Genomic DNA, 13,827 nt, shown 5'->3' on the forward strand with positions numbered 1-13,827 from the left:
CGTCACCGGTGCGAGCGCGCCGTCCGCAGGAACTCGCGCAGGATCCGCTCACCGGCCAGGACACCGCGTTCGGGCAGTGCGCTGATCGCGGGGGCCGTCCAGTCGGCGTCGGCCAGTTCGCCGTGGCCGGGCCGCCAGCCCCGGTCCGCGGCGAGGAGCAGGTCGGCGTCCAGGAGGGAGTCGCCGGCGGCGAGGGTGAGGTCGGCGCCGGTGCGGCGGGCGACCTCGGCCATGGCCGCGCTCTTGGTGAGGGGCCCCGGCACGGCGTAGATCTTGCGGCCCTGCAGGGACACCGTCCAGCCGCGGTTCTGCGCCCACTCCCCGAGTTCCTTCACCCACTCCTCGCGCAGCAGTTCCCGCTCGACGACGAGGTAGGCGAAGAGGTCGTCGGCGACCCGGTGCTTGCGCACCCAGACCGGGTCCGCGGTCCGCAGCAGATGGTCCTGCACCTCGGACAGCGGGGCGCACTCGTCGGCCAGGCGGGCGAGCACCCGTGCGTGCCAGTCCCGGTCGGACACCCCGTCGACCAGGAGGTGGCCGCCGTTGGCGCAGATCGCGTAGGTCGGGGCGGGGCCGGGGAGGTTGATGCGCTGGTACTGCTTGCGGGTGCGGGTCGTCGTGGGGACGAAGACGGCCGTGTCACCGAGGTCGGCGAGGAGTCCGGCCGCCGTCTCCGTCATGTAGGACAGGGGCCTGCTCTCGTGGACCTCCACGCACAGCAGCCGGGGCGCCCGCGCGTCCGGCATGGTCAGGGCCAGGGCGGCGGCGGAGTAGATGAGCGTGCGGTCGAGGTCGCTGGCGACGAGGACGGGCATCAGCGCGTCACCGCCCTGCCGTCGGCGCCGGTCGCTCCCCGGGTGAACCGGGGGTGGATCAGTCCGACGCAGGTGTAGGGGAGTTCGGCGACCTCCTCGACGGGGACGCCCCGCTGTTCCGCGAGCAGGCGCACGTGGTCGAGGTCGCGGCCGGCTCCGGCCCGCGCCAGCACCTTCCAGGGCACCCGGCGCAGCAGTACCCGGGTGGTCTCGCCGACGCCGGGCTTGACGAGGTTCACGTCGTGGATGCCGTACTCCTCGCTGATGCGCTCGACCGCGGCCCAGCCCTCCCAGGTGGGGGTGCGGTCGGTGGCGAGCAGTTCCGCGGCCTGGACGCGGGCCGCGTCCGCGACCTCCGGGAAGCGGGCGGAGACGGCGTCCAGGAAGGCCACCGAGACGTCCGCGTCGGCCAGTTCGCGGTAGAACTTGGCGCCGTGGAAGTCGTGCGGGCCGACCAGGTCGGCGCGGAGCACGGTGCGCGAGACCAGTCCGGAGACCGTGGAGTTGAGGCAGGCGGAGGGGATGAGGTAGTCCTCGCGGGTGCCGTAGGTCCGTACGCAGGAGCCCGGGTCGGCCAGGACCGCGATCTCCGGGTCGAAGCCGGTGATGCCCTCCTCCTTCTCGAACTCCGCGACGGCCTGGGCGAGTTCGCGGGTGATGGCGCCCTTGCCGGTCCAGCCGTCGACGAAGACGACGTCCCGGGGGTCGTGGTGGGCGGCCAGCCAGCGCAGCGCGTTGGCGTCGATGCCCCGGCCGCGGACGATGGAGACGGCGTAGTGGGGCAGGTCGAGGCCGTGCCGGTACCGGGCCCAGCGGCGCATCAGGATGCCGACGGGGGTGCCCGCGCGGGCCAGGGAGGCGAGCACCGGAGGGGAGGAGCGCTCGGTGAGCACCGTCTCGGTGACCACGCCCACCGCGTGGGCGAGGCGGGCGGCCGAGGCGTCCAGGGCCGCGCGGAACAGCTCCTGGTACTGCTCGCTCGGCTGGTACTCCACCGGCAGCGACTCCGCGTAGTGGGCGCCGCCGCTCTGGATGGCCTCCTCGCGCTCCTCGGTCGGCGCCTCCAGCGTCACGTCCGAGAGGTCCTGGAGCAGCCAGCCGACCTCCTCGGGCGGGTACGAGGAGAAGGCGGGGCCTCTGAGGGGCTCGGGCAGCATGGTGGCGGGCCTTTCGGGGGCGTGCGGTGCGTCCGGTGCCTCCGTGGGCGCGGGGACGTACGACGGCACGACCGCGAGGAGGACCTGGGAGGTGTGCGCGGCGAGCCGGGCGAGCAGGCCGCCGGGTGCGTGCAGCGCGGGGGTGTCGGCGGCCGAGTCGACGACGGCGACGACGGTGTCGAAGCCGGCGCCGGCGACGTTGTAGGCGTAGCGCTCGCCGGGGCCGTCGGCGGGGTCGTCGTGGGCGGGGAAGACCAGCCGGGTGCGTATCGCGTAGCCGGGGTCGTCCACGGCGAGGACGGGCGAGCGGGTGGTGGTGGAGAAGCGCACCTCGGCACCGGTGACCCGTTCCAGCTCGCGGGCGAGGCGGAGCGGCGCGTACATCAGCTCCTCGAAGCCGAGCACGAGCACCCGGCGGGCGCCGTCGGGCAGCGCCTCGGAGAGCCGGGCGGCCATGGCGGGCAGGGCGGCCTCCAGGCGGGCGCGGTGGGCGGGGGTGAATCCGTGCCGCCCGCCGTCGGGCAGCCCGTGGGGCCACCCCAGCGCGACCCGTGTGATCCGCCCGGTCCCGGCGGCGGCCCGCTCGGCCGCCCCCGTGCCGGACTCCGCCTCGTGCCGGGCCACCAGTTCCCGCCCCTTCTCCAGGACGTCCTCCGGCAGCCGGACCGTGCCCGAGGCGGCCGCCACCAGGTCGACGCGGGCGCCGATCTCGCGGGCGAAGTCCTCCAGGCGGTCGGCGTCGGCGGGCGAGCGCACGTCGACCAGGGCGACCACGACGTAGCGGCGCCGCGGGTGGCGGGCGTGCAGGTCGCGGATGGTGTTCAGCACCGTGTTCCCGGTGGAGAACTCGTCGTCGACCAGGACCAGCGGGCCGTCCCCGGCCAGCAGCTCCGGGTCCTCCGGGAGCAGCAGGTGGGAGGTCGCGTGGGAGTGGGACTCCTCGAAGCCGCCGGCGGTGGCGACCCCGGGGACCGGGCGGCGGGTGGAGTGCAGGCAGGGGGCGAGGCCCAGGCCGTCGGCGACCGAGTGGCCGAGGCCGGTCGCGGTCTCCGCGTACCCGAGGACGACCGCCCGGCCCGCCTCGTCGCCCAGCAGCTCGCGCACCCGGCGGCCGAGCGCGAAGCCGTGGCCGTACACCACGGACGGCGACTGGGGGACGTGCTTGCCGAGGACGTGGGACACCAGCAGGTGCGCCCGCTTCGGGTTGCGGCGCAGCGCCAGTCCCAGCAGCTCGGTGAGCCGGTCGTCCCCGACCAGCTCGACGCCGAGCCGCTGGGCGACCCAGTTCCCGGACCAGACGTCGCCGCCGGTCCGCGGCGCCCCGTCGGGCACCGTTCGCCGCTCCCCCTCGTTCACTGCGTTCTCCATGGATTCCCTGTGCTCGGTTCGGCCGGCGTGGTCGTCGCGGCCGGTCGGGTCTGTGCGGCCTCCGGGGCCGGTGCGGTGCGCGCGGTCACTCCTCCAGGCACGCCGCGAGCAGCTCCACGAAGCCGATGTCCTCGTTCGCCACGCCGAAGGCCTCGGCGCGCAGCAGGACCCGCTCGGCCCAGGCGCGGTGCGGCTTCACCTCGTTCATCTTGTTCGTGTAGGCCGACCTCAGTACACCCCCACCGCCGCGTTCCGGCCGCAGGATGTCCTGGGCGTCGCTGAACTCCTCGTGACTGACCACGGACAGCGCGTGCACCGGCAGCACGTGCGAGGGGTGGATGCAGGTCTTGCCCAGCAGGCCGTTGGCCCGGTCGAGGGAGATCTCGCGCAGCAGGCCGTCCATGGCGTGCTCGATCAGCGTCTGGCGCAGCGCCGCGGCCTGCACCTCCAGGAAGGGGCTCTGCCGCAGCTGCGGCTTGAACATGCGCTCCTGGAGCCGGAAGTACTCCCAGACCGGCCCGGTCACGGTGAACCCGGTGCCGTCGGCCCGGCCCAGCATGTTCACCACGTCGGCGATCACGGAGGCGACGACCTGGATGTCGTACGCCGTCATGTCGGGGCCCCTGCGCAGCCCGTAGGAGGAGCAGAAGTCGGTCACGCCGAGCCGCAGCGCGAGGACCCGGTCGCGGTACTTGTCGACCGCGCGGTAGATGCCCTCCAGGGTCGCCACGCGCGACTCCCGGTAGAGCAGTTCGGGCGACTCCAGCACCGGCATGGCGAAGAGCCGGTGACCGTGAGCGGCCTCGGCGGCGGTCACCGCCTCCAGGAAGGGCAGGCCGCGCTCCGCGGTGAACTTCGGCAGGACGAATCCGGACAGCAGCCGGACGGCGGGGCCGAGGCGCCGGACCAGGTCGGGGATCTGCTCGGGGAAGCGGACCCGGATGAACAGCAGCGGCAGATCCGCTCCGGGCCGTCCGGCCAGGTCCGTGAACTGGCGTACGAGGTTCTCCTCGGCGGCGCTCACGTCCGCGTCGGCGATGGAGTCCTCCAGGCACAGCACCATCGAGACCACCCCGCGTCCGCCCTGCTTGACGACGTCGTCGGCGAGCCGGGGCCGGGTCGCCGGGCTGTAGAGGGTGGCGCCGAGCGCCGCGGAGAGCAGTCGGGCCGGGGAGTCCTGCGTGAACACGCTCGGCTCCCGGTAGAAGAGACGTTTCCGCACCGCAGGGGCGATGTGCCCGAAATGACGCATTGAACTCCCCCGTGGCTTCTGGACGGTCTGTGCAAGGTAGGAAGGTGGCCGGTAATAGTACGTAGAGATCGATGTCGGAGGTTCCCGCCCGCCGTGAACATCAGGTGACCCCGCCGTATCGCCCCACGCACCCCGCATTGTCGTGACCAGGACGGAGAAGGCAGGATGACCGCATGACGCACGCGATGCTGAAGGGGTCCAACATCCCTCTGGAAGCCACCACGGTACGCGCCGTGCTGCGCTGGTCGCCCGGGCAGGGGGTGCCGGACGTCGACGCCTCCGCGCTGCTCCTCGGCCCCGACGACCGCGTGCGCTCCGACGAGGACTTCGTCTTCTACAACCAGCCCCGGCACCCCTCCGGGACGGTCTGGCGGCTCGGCAAGAAGCGCGTCGCCGAGAGCCTGACCGATACGATCCAGACAGATCTCGCCGGTGTCGAGTCCGGCGTGGGCCGGATTCTCCTGGTCGCATCGGCGGACGGGGTCACGTTCGACCACGTACGGGAGCTGCGCATTCTGCTGTACGACGCCCAGGCGGCCGACGGGGACGCGCTGGCGTACTTCGACATCAAGCCGGAGACGGGCCAGGAGACGGCGCTGATCTGCGGTGAGCTGTACCGGCGGGGGGACGGCTGGAAGTTCCGGGCGCTCGGCGAGGGCTATTCGAACGGGCTGAAGGGCCTGGCGACCGACTTCGGCATCTCGGTGGACGAGTCGGAGGCCGCGCAGGACCCCGAGGCCGCCGACACCGTCCAGCAGGCGCCCGCGACGGCGCAGACGCAGGTCCCGGTCCCGGACCGGACCCCTCCGGAGGCGCCGACCCAGCCGCACGCCCCGGTGGTGCCGCCGGTCCCCGAGGTGTCCCGGCCGCTGCCGCCCGAGCAGCCGGCGGGGGTGCCCGCGCAGCCCTCGTACGGCTATCCGCCGCAGCAGCCCCCCGCGCCGGCCCGGCCCGCCTACGGCTACCCGCATCCGACCGCCCAGCCCGCCTACGGCTATCCGCAGGCGCCGGCCGCCACGGGGGCGCCGGCCGGCCACGCCTTCCCGCCGCCGGTCCCCTCCGCCCCGGACCCCGACTTCCGGCTCCCGCCCCAGGGTCCGCAGTTCATCGGACGGTAGCGGTCCGCCCCGGTGGGGGACCGGGGCGGACCCTTCACCGCCCGGCCTTGCTCTTGTAGCCCCTGCCCCACTGCAGCCCCCACCCGTACAACCGGTCCAGCTCCGCCTGGAACCCGTAGACGAACCGCACCTCGCGGCGGACGAGGATCTCGTTCTTGACGTTCTCGATCATCACCACCGCGCAGGAGCGGGCCTGCGGATGGCGTTCGTCGAGGCCGATCTCGATCCGCGGGCCGCTGCTGGGGTAGAGCGTGACCATGGCCTGGGTGCGGTCGAAGGCGGGCGTCTGGTCGTAGATGTAGGCGAAGACCAGCAGGCGCTTGATGTTCTCGCGGTGGTCCAGGTTGACGTACATGGTCTCGCCCGAGCCCGAGCCGAACCGGTCGTCGCCGCTGAGCTTGACGTACGGCGGCCCGTTGGCGTCGCCGAGGAGACCGCCGAGGGGCTGGACGACGCCCTTGGTGCCGTCCTGGAGCTCGTACAGGCAGCCGAGGTCCAGGTCGACGTTGACCATGCTCTGGCTGTGCCCGACGACCTCCGGCGGCTTGAGCGCCTTGAAGGGGTGGCGCAGCAGGCTCTCGCGCTGTGTTCCGCCCAGGTCGGAGGTGCGCATCCGCCAGCTCAGGTTGATCCGCAGATGGCCGGTGGCCGCGCCCTGCCTGGTCAGGGACACCTGCGACTGCCGTTTGGTCAGCTCGATGGCGTTGGTGGCCGCGTTGCCCGAGTCGAAGGCGCTCTCGCGTCCGCGCCACAGTCCGTCCAGGAAACCCATGTCCCGCCCCACTCCAGTCGTCGAACCCCGCACGCGCCCGCTCCGGCCGCCGGGGCCCACCGGTCCCGGACGGCCGACGGGGCGGCCTCGAGGAGTGGTCCTCGATGGCCGCCCCGCCCAGAGCGTTCCTCACCCGGAGGGCCGTCACACCCCGGAGGAGACCTCGGTCTTCGTGGCCGCGTCCCCCTCGGCCGCCGCCAGCCGCTTGTTGCGGCGCACGGAGGACCAGAAGGAGGCACCGATCAGGAAGACGCCGATGAAGCCGGTGATGAGCTCGTTGACCTCGTACCGGATGGTGATGAGCAGGAGCGCGGCGAGGGCGCCGATGGCGTAGTGGGCGCCGTGCTCGAGGTAGACGTAGTCGTCCAGGGTGCCCTGGCGGACCAGGTAGACGGTCAGCGACCGGACGTACATGGCGCCGATGCCCAGGCCCAGCGCCATCAGGACGATGTCGTTGGTGATGGCGAAGGCGCCGATCACGCCGTCGAAGGAGAAGGACGCGTCCAGCACCTCGAGGTAGAGGAACATGAAGAACGCGGCCTTGCCGGCCAGGGCCACCGCCGAACGGGGCTTTCCTTCCCGTGCGGCCTTCTCCTCCTCCTCGTGCTCGCGTTCCTCCTCCTCTTCGAGCTTGCCCTCGAAGAACCCGGACAGACCGCCCACGACCAGATAGGTGATCAGACCGGCGATGCCGGAGAGCAGGACCGTCTCCGCCTTGTCGACGTGGGTGCCGCCGTGCTGGTGGGCCTGGGTGGCGAAGGCCGTCGCGGAGATCAGCAGGACGATCAGCGCGATGCAGACCGACAGCATGTCGACCTTGCCGAGCTTGGCCAGCGGCCGCTCCAGCCAGGCCAGCCACTTGATCTCCCGGTCCTCGAAGATGAAGTCCAGGAAGATCATCAGCAGGAACATACCGCCGAACGCGGCGATCGCCGGGTGGGCGTCGGTGACGAGTTCCTGGTAACGGTCCTTGTCGCTGAGCGCGAGGTCGACCGCCTCGATCGGCCCCAGCTGGGCACTGACGGCGACGATGACGACGGGGAAGACCAGCCGCATGCCGAAAACGGCGATCAGAATGCCGATGGTGAGGAAGATCTTCTGCCAGAAGGCATTCATCTTCTTCAGGATGCCGGCGTTGACCACCGCGTTGTCGAAGGACAGCGAAATCTCGAGGATGGAAAGGATCGCCACGATGCCGAAGGCGGTCCACCCCCCGAAAAGGAACGCTGCGACCAGACCGAGCGCGGTGACCGCGAACGACCAGCCGAAGGTTTTCAGAACCACTGGCTACCCCATGGTGTGTGTACGGGTCTCCCCCGCCGCCGTGATCGGCTTTACGAAACGTTGACTCCGAAGTCTAGGGCGATGCCCCGCAGCCCCGACGCGTACCCCTGTCCCACTGCACGGAACTTCCACTCGCCCTGATAACGGTAGAGCTCACCGAAGATCATCGCGGTTTCGGTGGAGGCGTCCTCGCTGAGGTCGTAGCGAGCGAGTTCCTGGCCGTCCGCCTGGTTGACCACGCGGATGAAGGCATTGCTGACCTGGCCGAAGGTCTGACCGCGCTCGTCGGCCAGGTGGATGGAGACCGGAAAAACGATCTTGTCGCACCGGACCGGCACCTTGGAGAGGTCGACCAGCAGCGACTCGTCGTCGCCGTCGCCCTCGCCGGTGAGGTTGTCACCGGTGTGCTCCACCGAGCCGTCCGGGCTCTTGAGCTGGTTGTAGAAGACGAACCACTCGTCCCCGATGACCCGGCCGTCACTGCACATCAGTGCGCTGGCGTCGAGGTCGAAGGGGGCTCCGGTGGTGGAGCGCGCGTCCCAGCCGAGCCCGACCATCACCTGCCTGAGGTTCGGTGCGGCTTTGGACAGGGAGACATTGCCCCCCTTGGCGAGCGTGACGCCCATGATGCTGGTCCCTCCCCTTGAGGCCTGTCTTTGGTTCACCCCGGGGACACGGGGTCCGGCACGCGCCCCCCGAGCTCTCGACTCCGCTCGAGCAGGGGGACCCCAGCCGCGTCGTCGTCGGTCGCCGACCGCCCCGAGCTCTCCACGAGCCCGAGCAGGGGGGTGCTCCCCCTCGCGTCGACTCCCTCCTCCGCCTCGCGGCTGCGCGCACCGGGCCTCGTTCACCGGAGCTTCGCCGGGCGCCGCCCCTCGCGATCGGGCTGATCCGAAAGGCGGGCCAGGCGATGTTTCTCAGGTGCTCCTGCACGTCCGGCGCCGCACGTAAACCGTGCGGCGCCGGACAGTACGGGCCGTGCGGGCGGTCCGGTCCGGGCGTGCCCGCCCGGGCGCGGCCGTCTCAGACGTTCACCCCGAAGTCCTGCGCGATGCCGCGCAGGCCGGAGGCGTAGCCCTGGCCGATGGCGCGGAACTTCCACTCCGCGCCGTGCCGGTACAGCTCGCCGAAGACCATGGCGGTCTCGGTGGACGCGTCCTCCGAGAGGTCGTAGCGCGCGATCTCGGCGCCGCCGGCCTGGTTGACGACGCGGATGAACGCGTTGCGCACCTGGCCGAAGGACTGCTGGCGGTTCTCGGCGTCGTAGATGGAGACCGGGAAGACGATCTTCTCGATGTCCGCCGGGACGGTGGCGAGGTTGACCTTGATCTGCTCGTCGTCGCCCTCGCCCTCACCGGTGAGGTTGTCGCCGGTGTGCTCCACCGAGCCGTCGGGGCTCTTGAGGTTGTTGAAGAAGACGAAGTGCTGGTCGCTGCCGACCTTGCCCGAGTTGTTCAGGAGCAGCGCGCTGGCGTCCAGGTCGAAGTCGGTGCCGGTCGTGGTGCGGACGTCCCACCCCAGTCCGACGATGACCGCGGTCAGGCCCGGCGCCTCCTTGGTCAGCGATACGTTGCCGCCCTTGCTGAGGCTGACTCCCACGAGTCCTCCCTTGGTGTCCGGGGGCGGGTGCCCCGTGGTGCATTGGATGTCGGATCAACGAGTCGATCCTAGTGAGGGGTTCCCGGCCCTCGCAGGCCCCGGGGCCGAAGGGCCGCGGGGTGTCGGGCGGGATCACAGCATGTCGAGCGCCTTGACGTACTCGTCCAGGTCACGCGCGTCCGGCAGCCCGTTGACGATGGTCCACCGCACGAGGCCCTCCTTGTCGATGACGAAGGTGCCGCGCACGGCGCACCCCTTGCCCTCGTCGAAGACGCCGTAGGCGCGCGAGACGTCGCCGTGCGGCCAGAAGTCCGACAGCAGGGGGTACTCCAGCCCCTCCTGCTCGCCGAAGACGCGCAGCGTGTGGATGGAGTCGTTGGAGACGGCGAGCAGCTGGGTGTCGCGGTCGGCGAAGCGCGGCAGGTTGTCGCGCAGCTCGCACAGCTCGCCGGTGCACACGCCGGTGAAGGCGAAGGGGTAGAAGACGAGCACCACGTTCTTGTGGCCGCGGAAGTCGGACAGCCGCACGGTCGCCCCGTGGTTGTCCTTGAGTTCGAAGTCGGGGGCCTTGTCGCCGACCTGGATCGCCATCGTCGTGTCCGTCCCTTCCGGGGGTTCGTTCGCGAGTACTCGCGTCACCACCCTACGCAGGGAGCGGGACACGCCGACGGACGGGCTGACGCGTGACGTGGCGGTCAGCCCGTCCGGGACGGTGGCCGGCGGACGGGACGGCGTCCGGGGACGGACGGCCCGGCCGCGGGCCGGGTCTACCGCTTGGACTTGGCGGCCTTGGGCGTCGCCAGCCGGCTGCCGCTCCAGTCCTTGCCCACGCTGACGCTCTTGGACGCCGTCAGGCCTGCCGTGGTGGCGGCTTCCGAGATGTCACTCGGCTCCACATACCCCGCACGGCCGGTCTTCGGCGTGAGCAGCAGGATGGCGCCGCCCTCCTCGATGTACGTGGTGGCATCCACCAGCGCATCCGTCAGGTCGCCGTCGTCGTCACGGAACCACAGCACAACGGCGTCGGCCACGTCGTCGTAGTCCTCGTCGACCAAATCACTCTCGATGACGCCCTCGATGGCCTCGCGGAGCTCCTGGTCTACGTCGTCGTCGTAGCCGATCTCCTGGACCACCTGCCCGGGCTGGAACCCCAGCCTGGCGGCAGGGTTCGTCCGCTCCTCCGCGTGGTCCGCGGTCGCGCTCACGGGTTGCCTCCTGATCATGTCTTGGGAATATCTCAGCCACGCGCGTGCGCGAAGCATTGGCCGTAGTCCACACGGGCGGGACGGATCGCGCAAGTACCCGGCCGTCCAGACCGCCGAAACGGTGACGATCCGGGCCGGGTCACCGCAACTCCAGGCACACCATCATGGCCCACAGTGATGCACACCACACTCTTGTGCCCCTTTTGGGCGTTTGGGAACCGTTCACGGGAGCGAGAGTCGAATGTACGCCCACGGGTAGGAGATCCGAAGGCGTTCGCCCCACGCCGTCGCGCCGCTCCCGCGCCCGGGTTACCTCGGGGTAGAGATGACGTTTGCGGCCCCGAGGTGGACGATGGGGAGCGGCACGAACCCGGCCGCACCAGTGGCACAGCGACCCTCTGACCCTCTCACGGCCCTCTGACAGGTAAGGAACAGCGTGGCTTCCGCATCCGATCGCAACCCGATCATCATTGGCGGCCTTCCGAGTCAGGTTCCTGACTTCGACCCGGAGGAGACCCAGGAGTGGCTCGATTCCCTCGACGCCGCCGTCGACGAGCGCGGCAGGGAGCGGGCCCGTTACCTGATGCTGCGGCTGATCGAGCGGGCCCGCGCCAGGCGCGTGGCCGTGCCCGAGATGCGCAGCACGGACTACATCAACACGATCCCCACCCGTGCGGAGCCGTTCTTCCCCGGCAACGAGGAGATCGAGCGCAAGATCCTCAACGCGACCCGCTGGAACGCCGCGGTGATGGTCTCGCGCGCGCAGCGGCCCGGCATCGGGGTCGGCGGCCACATCGCCACCTTCGCGTCCTCCGCCTCGCTGTACGACGTGGGCTTCAACCACTTCTTCCGCGGCAAGGACGAGGGCGACGGCGGCGACCAGGTCTTCTTCCAGGGACACGCCTCCCCGGGCATCTACGCCCGCGCCTTCCTGCTGGACCGGCTGAGCGAGCAGCACCTGGACGGCTTCCGGCAGGAGAAGTCGAAGGCGCCGTACGCCCTGTCGTCGTACCCTCACCCGCGGTCGATGCCGGACTTCTGGGAGTTCCCGACGGTGTCGATGGGCCTGGGCCCGATCGGCGCGATCTACCAGGCGCGGATGAACCGCTACATGCACGCGCGCGGCATCGCGGACACCTCGAAGTCGCACGTGTGGGCGTTCCTCGGCGACGGCGAGATGGACGAGCCGGAGTCGCTGGGCCAGCTCTCCCTGGCCGCCCGCGAGGGCCTGGACAACCTCACCTTCGTCGTCAACTGCAACCTGCAGCGCCTCGACGGCCCGGTGCGCGGCAACGGCAAGATCATCCAGGAGCTGGAGTCGGTCTTCCGGGGCGCCGGCTGGAACGTGATCAAGCTGATCTGGGACCGCTCCTGGGACCCGCTGCTCGCGCAGGACCGGGACGGCGTGCTGGTCAACAAGATGAACACCACGCCGGACGGCCAGTTCCAGACCTACGCCACCGAGACCGGCGCCTACATCCGCGACCACTTCTTCGGCGACGACCACCGGCTGCGCGCGATGGTCGAGCACATGACCGACCACCAGATCCTCATGCTGGGCCGCGGCGGTCACGACCACCGCAAGATCTACGCGGCGTACAAGGCGGCCCTGGAGCACAAGGGCCAGCCGACGGTGATCCTCGCCAAGACCGTCAAGGGCTGGACGCTGGGCCCGAACTTCGAGGGCCGCAACGCCACGCACCAGATGAAGAAGCTCACGGTCGACGACCTCAAGCGCTTCCGGGACCGGCTGCACCTGCCGATCTCCGACAAGGACCTCGAGTCCGGCCTGCCGCCGTACTACCACCCGGGCCGCGACTCGGAGGAGATCCAGTACATGCACGACCGCCGCAAGTCGTGCGGCGGCTACGTGCCGACGCGCGTGGTGCGGTCGAAGCCGCTCGCCCTGCCGGACGACAAGACGTACGCGTCCGTGAAGAAGGGCTCGGGCCAGCAGTCCATCGCGACCACCATGGCCTTCGTCCGGCTCCTGAAGGACCTCATGCGGGACAAGGAGATCGGCAAGCGGTTCGTGCTGATCGCGCCGGACGAGTACCGCACCTTCGGCATGGACTCGTTCTTCCCGAGCGCGAAGATCTACAACCCGCTGGGCCAGCAGTACGAGGCGGTGGACCGGGACCTGCTGCTCGCCTACAAGGAGGCGCCGAACGGGCAGATGCTGCACGACGGCATCTCCGAGGCCGGCTGCACGGCCTCGCTCATCGCCGCGGGTTCGGCGTACGCCACGCACGGGGAGCCGCTCATCCCGGTGTACGTCTTCTACTCGATGTTCGGTTTCCAGCGCACCGGCGACCAGTTCTGGCAGATGGCCGACCAGCTGGCGCGCGGTTTCGTACTGGGCGCCACCGCGGGGCGTACGACGCTGACCGGTGAGGGCCTCCAGCACGCGGACGGCCACTCGCAGCTGCTGGCGTCCACCAACCCCGCCTGCGTCGCCTACGACCCGGCGTTCGGGTACGAGATCGCGCACATCGTGAAGGACGGCCTGCGCCGGATGTACGGCGGGGACGAGCAGCACCCGCACGGCGAGGACGTCTTCTACTACCTGACCGTCTACAACGAGCCCATCCAGCACCCGGCCGAGCCCGAGAACGTGGACGCCGAGGGCATCGTCAAGGGCCTCTACCGCTTCAGCGAGGGCGCGCAGGGCTCCTTCCCGGCGCAGATCCTGGCCTCCGGTGTCGCGCTGCCGTGGGCGATCGAGGCGCAGCGGATCCTCGCCGAGGAGTGGGACGTCAAGGCCGACGTGTGGTCGGCGACCTCCTGGAACGAGCTGCGGCGCGAGGCGGTGGCCTGCGAGGAGCACAACCTGCTGCACCCGGAGGAGGAGCAGCGCGTGCCGTACGTGACGCAGAAGCTCGCCGGGGCGCAGGGCCCGGTGGTGGCGGTGTCGGACTGGATGCGCTCGGTGCCGGACCAGATCGCGCGCTGGGTGCCGGGGACGTACCAGTCGCTGGGCGCCGACGGCTTCGGCTTCGCGGACACGCGCGGGGCGGCCCGGCGGTTCTTCCACATCGACGCGCAGTCGATCGTGGTGGCGGTGCTGACGGAGCTGGTCCGGGAGGGCCACCTCGACCGGCCCGTGCTGAAGCAGGCCATCGACCGCTACCAGTTGCTCGACGTCTCCGCGGCCGACCCGGGCGCGGCGGGCGGCGACGCCTGACGCCCCACGCGCACAGGGAGGAGGGCCTCCGGCACGGTGCCGGAGGCCCTCCTCCCGTTCGGTTCCGGGTCGC

General features: G+C 70.9%; 11 protein-coding genes. 2 read left to right on the forward strand and 9 right to left on the reverse strand.

Annotated elements, in window-relative coordinates:
* Positions 1–2: 2 nt before the first annotated feature.
* The 3 genes from CP969_RS12905 to CP969_RS12915 form a co-directional block, all read right to left on the reverse strand.
* Positions 3–815, reverse strand: coding sequence for an HAD family hydrolase (locus tag CP969_RS12905; protein ID WP_004988710.1), 813 nt, complete (start codon positions 813–815; stop codon positions 3–5).
* Positions 815–3,340, reverse strand: a complete 2,526-nt coding sequence (locus CP969_RS12910) for a phosphoribosyltransferase (RefSeq protein ID WP_078495422.1) — start codon at positions 3,338–3,340, stop codon at positions 815–817. Before CP969_RS12910 ends, CP969_RS12905 begins: the two co-directional genes overlap by 1 nt.
* An 85-nt stretch (positions 3,341–3,425) precedes the next feature.
* Positions 3,426–4,592 (reverse strand): HpcH/HpaI aldolase/citrate lyase family protein, encoded by a 1,167-nt coding sequence (locus CP969_RS12915; protein ID WP_004988707.1) that lies wholly within the window; start codon positions 4,590–4,592, stop codon positions 3,426–3,428.
* Between the two features lie 173 nt (positions 4,593–4,765).
* On the opposite strand from CP969_RS12915, the gene CP969_RS12920 reads away from it, so the two are divergent.
* Positions 4,766–5,710, forward strand: a complete 945-nt coding sequence (locus CP969_RS12920) for a TerD family protein (RefSeq protein WP_016826465.1) — start codon at positions 4,766–4,768, stop codon at positions 5,708–5,710.
* Positions 5,711–5,744: 34 nt separating this feature from the next.
* On the opposite strand, the gene CP969_RS12925 is transcribed toward CP969_RS12920, so the two are convergent.
* The 6 genes from CP969_RS12925 to CP969_RS12950 all read right to left on the reverse strand — a co-directional run bounded on the left by CP969_RS12925 (position 5,745) and on the right by CP969_RS12950 (position 10,570).
* Entirely contained in the window at positions 5,745–6,482 is a 738-nt protein-coding gene (locus tag CP969_RS12925; RefSeq protein ID WP_016826464.1) for a TerD family protein, read from the reverse strand.
* Between the two features lie 144 nt (positions 6,483–6,626).
* On the reverse strand, positions 6,627–7,766 hold the full coding sequence (locus CP969_RS12930) for a DUF475 domain-containing protein (RefSeq protein WP_004988704.1): 1,140 nt from the start codon (positions 7,764–7,766) through the stop codon (positions 6,627–6,629).
* Positions 7,767–7,816: 50 nt separating this feature from the next.
* Positions 7,817–8,392 (reverse strand): TerD family protein, encoded by a 576-nt coding sequence (locus CP969_RS12935; RefSeq protein WP_004988703.1) that lies wholly within the window; start codon positions 8,390–8,392, stop codon positions 7,817–7,819.
* A 397-nt stretch (positions 8,393–8,789) separates the two neighbouring features.
* Entirely contained in the window at positions 8,790–9,365 is a 576-nt protein-coding gene (locus CP969_RS12940) for a calcium homeostasis/redox stress adaptation protein (RefSeq protein WP_004988702.1), read from the reverse strand.
* A 132-nt stretch (positions 9,366–9,497) separates the two neighbouring features.
* The gene (locus tag CP969_RS12945) at positions 9,498–9,956 is read right to left on the reverse strand and encodes a peroxiredoxin (RefSeq protein ID WP_004988699.1); all 459 of its coding nucleotides are present in this window, start codon (positions 9,954–9,956) and stop codon (positions 9,498–9,500) included.
* Positions 9,957–10,132: 176 nt separating this feature from the next.
* Complete coding sequence (locus tag CP969_RS12950) at positions 10,133–10,570, reverse strand: DUF3052 domain-containing protein (protein WP_016826463.1); 438 nt, start codon at positions 10,568–10,570, stop codon at positions 10,133–10,135.
* Between the two features lie 436 nt (positions 10,571–11,006).
* Between CP969_RS12950 and aceE the strand changes: the two genes are divergently transcribed.
* Positions 11,007–13,754: a pyruvate dehydrogenase (acetyl-transferring), homodimeric type gene (aceE, locus tag CP969_RS12955; protein ID WP_016826462.1), complete on the forward strand. Its 2,748-nt coding sequence runs from the start codon at positions 11,007–11,009 to the stop codon at positions 13,752–13,754.
* Positions 13,755–13,827 lie beyond the last annotated feature (73 nt).

This window comes from Streptomyces viridosporus T7A, from assembly GCF_008704515.1.
Lineage (GTDB): Bacteria > Actinomycetota > Actinomycetes > Streptomycetales > Streptomycetaceae > Streptomyces > Streptomyces viridosporus.

Excerpts from the sequence above, each read along its gene's own strand:
- CP969_RS12905 (WP_004988710.1), bottom strand. The coding sequence starts at position 815 with ATGCCCGTCCTCGTCGCCAGCGACCTCGACCGCACGCTCATCTACTCC.
- CP969_RS12910 (WP_078495422.1), bottom strand. The coding sequence starts at position 3,340 with ATGGAGAACGCAGTGAACGAGGGGGAGCGGCGAACGGTGCCCGACGGG.
- CP969_RS12915 (WP_004988707.1), bottom strand. The coding sequence starts at position 4,592 with ATGCGTCATTTCGGGCACATCGCCCCTGCGGTGCGGAAACGTCTCTTC.
- CP969_RS12920 (WP_016826465.1), top strand. The coding sequence starts at position 4,766 with ATGACGCACGCGATGCTGAAGGGGTCCAACATCCCTCTGGAAGCCACC.
- CP969_RS12925 (WP_016826464.1), bottom strand. The coding sequence starts at position 6,482 with ATGGGTTTCCTGGACGGACTGTGGCGCGGACGCGAGAGCGCCTTCGAC.
- CP969_RS12935 (WP_004988703.1), bottom strand. The coding sequence starts at position 8,392 with ATGGGCGTCACGCTCGCCAAGGGGGGCAATGTCTCCCTGTCCAAAGCC.
- CP969_RS12945 (WP_004988699.1), bottom strand. The coding sequence starts at position 9,956 with ATGGCGATCCAGGTCGGCGACAAGGCCCCCGACTTCGAACTCAAGGAC.